Here is a 2,984-nt window from a genome sequence, read left to right as displayed (position 1 = left end):
GTCCACGCCCAGGCCCACCGGGGCGCCGGCGTCCAGCAGGTCCCGGACCCGGGCCAGACCGGCCCCGAGGCGGGCGTTCGAGCTCGGACAGTGCGCGACCCCGGTGCCGGTCGCGCCCAGCTTGGCCACGGCCGCGTCGTCCAGGTGTACGCCGTGGGCCAGCCACACGTCCTCGCCCAGCCAGCCGAGCTGTTCCGCGTACTCCACCGGGGAGCAGCCGAACCGGGACCGGCAGAACTCCTCCTCGTCGTCGGTCTCGGCGAGGTGGGTGTGCAGGCGGACGCCCTTGCGCCGGGCCAGGGCGGCGGCCTCGCTCATCAGCTCCCGCGTCACGGAGAACGGCGAGCAGGGCGAGACGCCGATCTGCAGCATCGACCCGGGCGACGGGTCGTGCCACCGGTCGATCGCCGCCTCGGTGGCCGCCAGCGCCGCGTCCGTCTCCTCGACCACGTTGTCCGGCGGCAGCCCGCCCGAGGAGCGGCCCAGGTCCATCGAGCCGCGGGTCGGGTGGAACCGCAGCCCGATCTGCGCCGCGGCCTCGATCTCGGCGGCCAGCACGTCACCGCCGTCGTGCGGGAAGACGTAGTGGTGATCCATGCTGGTCGTGCAGCCGGAAAGGGCCAGCCAGCCCAGGCCCGCGCCCGCGGCGGCCCCGACCGCCTCGGCGTCGATGCGGCCCCAGATCGGGTAGAGCGTGGTGAGCCAGCCGAACAGGTTGTCGTCCTGGGCCAGGCCCCGGGTGACCCACTGGTAGAGGTGGTGGTGGGTGTTCACCAGGCCGGGGGTGAGCAGGCAGCCGGTGCCGTCGACCCGGCGCGGTGACCCGGGCAGGGCACCCGCGCCACCCGCGCCGACCGCGGCGATCCGGCCGTCGTCGCCGACCACCACGTGGCCGTCGGTGTGCTCGGTGCCGTCCGCGTCCACTGTCGCGACGGTGACGTTCTCGATCACGATCACAGGTACCACTCCGTACTGGCCGGGGACACGTCGTCGCGGGTGACGGTGCCCTCGATGAGACCGTACGGGCGGTCGCCGGCCTGGAAGACCTCCTGCGGGTTGTCCAGCCCGAACGGCGACAGGTCCAGCAGGTAGTGATGCTTGTTGGGCAGGGCCAGCCGGATCTCGGCGAGCTCCGGCCGGCTCTCCAGCGCCCGCTGCCCCATCGCGTACAGGGTCTGCTGCAACGAGTGGCTGTAGGTGTCCACGAACGCCTCGACCAGTGCCTGCTGCGCGCCGGCGAACGACTCGTCCCAGTCGGCGGCGTCACCCCGGTGCCGCCAGCGGGCGTCGACGGCCGTGGCCAGGATCCGGTCGGTGGTCTCCGGCAGCGTCGTGTAGCGGTCGCGGGGATAACCGTGGAACTCCGAGTCGGTCGTGTTCAGCAGGACCAGGTCCTTGAGGCCGGAGACCACCTGCGTGCCCTGCTCCGCGACGGTCACCACGGCGGTGCGGACGTGGTCGCCCGAGCGGCGGAACGAGTGCGGGCCGAGGCGCTCCCAGCCGTACGACTCCAGCGAGACCTTGGCCGCGGAGACCTGCGGCTGCGTGGTCACGAAGTGCCGGGCCAGCAGCAGGCCGAAGGCCTCGGGGGCGCCGACGCCGTGCTCGCGGGCGAACGCGTACACCGTGTTCTTCATCGTGTCGGTGGGCAGCACCCCGGCGTTGTCGCCGCTCAGGTGGGTCGCCGCGAGGTCGCCGGAGAGCGCGACGCTCACGTTGAGATCCACCAGGTCATGGCGGTCACCGCCGCGGCGCACGTGCACCAGGCGGGTCTCCGCCTTGCCGTACCGGTTGCGGCCCAACACGATCGCCACGGGTCAGCTCCCTCGGTAGGTGGTGTAGCCGTAGCGGCTCAGCAGCAGCGGCACGTGGTAGTGCCGGTCCGGGTCGTGCACGTGGAAGGCGACGGTGATCTCCGGGAAGAAGGCCTGACCACCGAGGTACGGCTCCACGTAGAACACGAACCGGTAGCCGCCGGCCTGCCAGTCGTGCAGCGGGACCTGGTGACGCAACCGGCCGTCGTCGTCGGTGCGGCCCTCGGCGATCAGCTTCCAGCCGTCGGAGTCGCGGCGCTCGAGGCGCACGTACACGTCGCGGGCCGGATCGCCGGTGACCGTGTCCAGGATGTGGGTGGAGATCCTGGCGTGCGACGTGGCCGCCGTGCCGTCATCCGAGGGCATCGAGCAGCCTCTCCAGTCGCAGCAGGGCGATCTTGCGCAGTTCATCGGTGACGATCGCCCGCTCGGTCGGCTCGTCGTTGCCGATCCGCTCGCGCGCCGCCGCCAGGATCTCCTCCTGCGTCCGCCCGCTGGCGAAGATGAGGAACACGTGCCCGAACTTGTCCTCGTAGGCGTGGTTCGCCGCGATCAGCGCGGCCCGGGTGTCGTCGTCGCCGCTGCCCGCGGCCGTCGACTGCTCCCGCCGCGACCACGCGGCCTCCTTGGAGTCGCCCTGCGCCCGCTCGCCGATCCGCGGATGCGCCGACAACCCTTGCAGGACCTCGGGCCAGCTCAGGCCGCGTGCGGCCGCATCGGCCGCGGCCAGGACAGCTTCCTTCGACGGGTACGGCCGCAGCGCCGCGACCGCCCGGCCCCACGCGGGAGCGGCGCACACCGCGAGCAGCTCCGCCGCGAGCTTGCCGGCGGGCAGGGAGTTGAACGCCTCGACCCGGTCCACCCGTTCACCCCCTGTTTGCAGACGGACAGTCAAGCAGGACACCAGCCGATCTTGCATCAGTTTCCCCGCGAATTAACACACGCTCGCCGGGTCTTGTCCGTAGCCACCGTGCGGAGTGCACACGTGCCGGGGCCGTTCCCGCGGCCGTGCGCGAGACTGGTCCGGTGCTGATCGCCGCGGACGCCCTGCCCGACCTGCCCATCCGCGCGGTCCTCCCGGAGGTCACCGCCGCCCTGGCCGCCGCGGGCGCCGCAGTGCTGGTGGCACCCCCGGGCACGGGCAAGACGACGCTGGTCCCACTGGCCCTG

Annotated in this window: 4 protein-coding genes; all 4 read right to left on the bottom strand. The window is 72.6% G+C overall.

The window, feature by feature from the left end; genetic code table 11:
- A partial coding sequence (locus tag AB0C29_RS41270; protein ID WP_360832663.1) for an amidohydrolase family protein occupies positions 1–957 on the bottom strand: 957 nt, incomplete at its 3' end.
- Positions 954–1,814: a factor-independent urate hydroxylase gene (gene pucL / locus AB0C29_RS41265; protein WP_360832660.1), complete on the bottom strand. Its 861-nt coding sequence runs from the start codon at positions 1,812–1,814 to the stop codon at positions 954–956. The genes AB0C29_RS41270 and pucL, both read right to left, overlap by 4 nt.
- Before the next feature lie 3 nt (positions 1,815–1,817).
- Positions 1,818–2,180 (bottom strand): hydroxyisourate hydrolase, encoded by a 363-nt coding sequence (uraH, locus tag AB0C29_RS41260; protein WP_360832657.1) that lies wholly within the window; start codon positions 2,178–2,180, stop codon positions 1,818–1,820.
- Positions 2,167–2,676 carry a 2-oxo-4-hydroxy-4-carboxy-5-ureidoimidazoline decarboxylase gene (gene uraD, locus AB0C29_RS41255; RefSeq protein ID WP_360832654.1) on the bottom strand — a complete coding sequence of 170 codons (510 nt, stop codon included), beginning with the start codon at positions 2,674–2,676 and terminating at the stop codon, positions 2,167–2,169. Before uraD ends, uraH begins: the two co-directional genes overlap by 14 nt.
- Positions 2,677–2,984 lie beyond the last annotated feature (308 nt).

Source organism: Actinoplanes sp. NPDC048791 (assembly GCF_040650095.1).
Classification (GTDB): Bacteria; Actinomycetota; Actinomycetes; order Mycobacteriales; family Micromonosporaceae; genus Actinoplanes.
This window is presented reverse-complemented; position numbering and strand designations above follow the sequence as displayed.

Bases quoted from the DNA above. Each gene is read 5' to 3' on its own strand.
- uraH (WP_360832657.1), bottom strand. From the start codon at position 2,180: ATGCCCTCGGATGACGGCACGGCGGCCACGTCGCACGCCAGGATCTCC.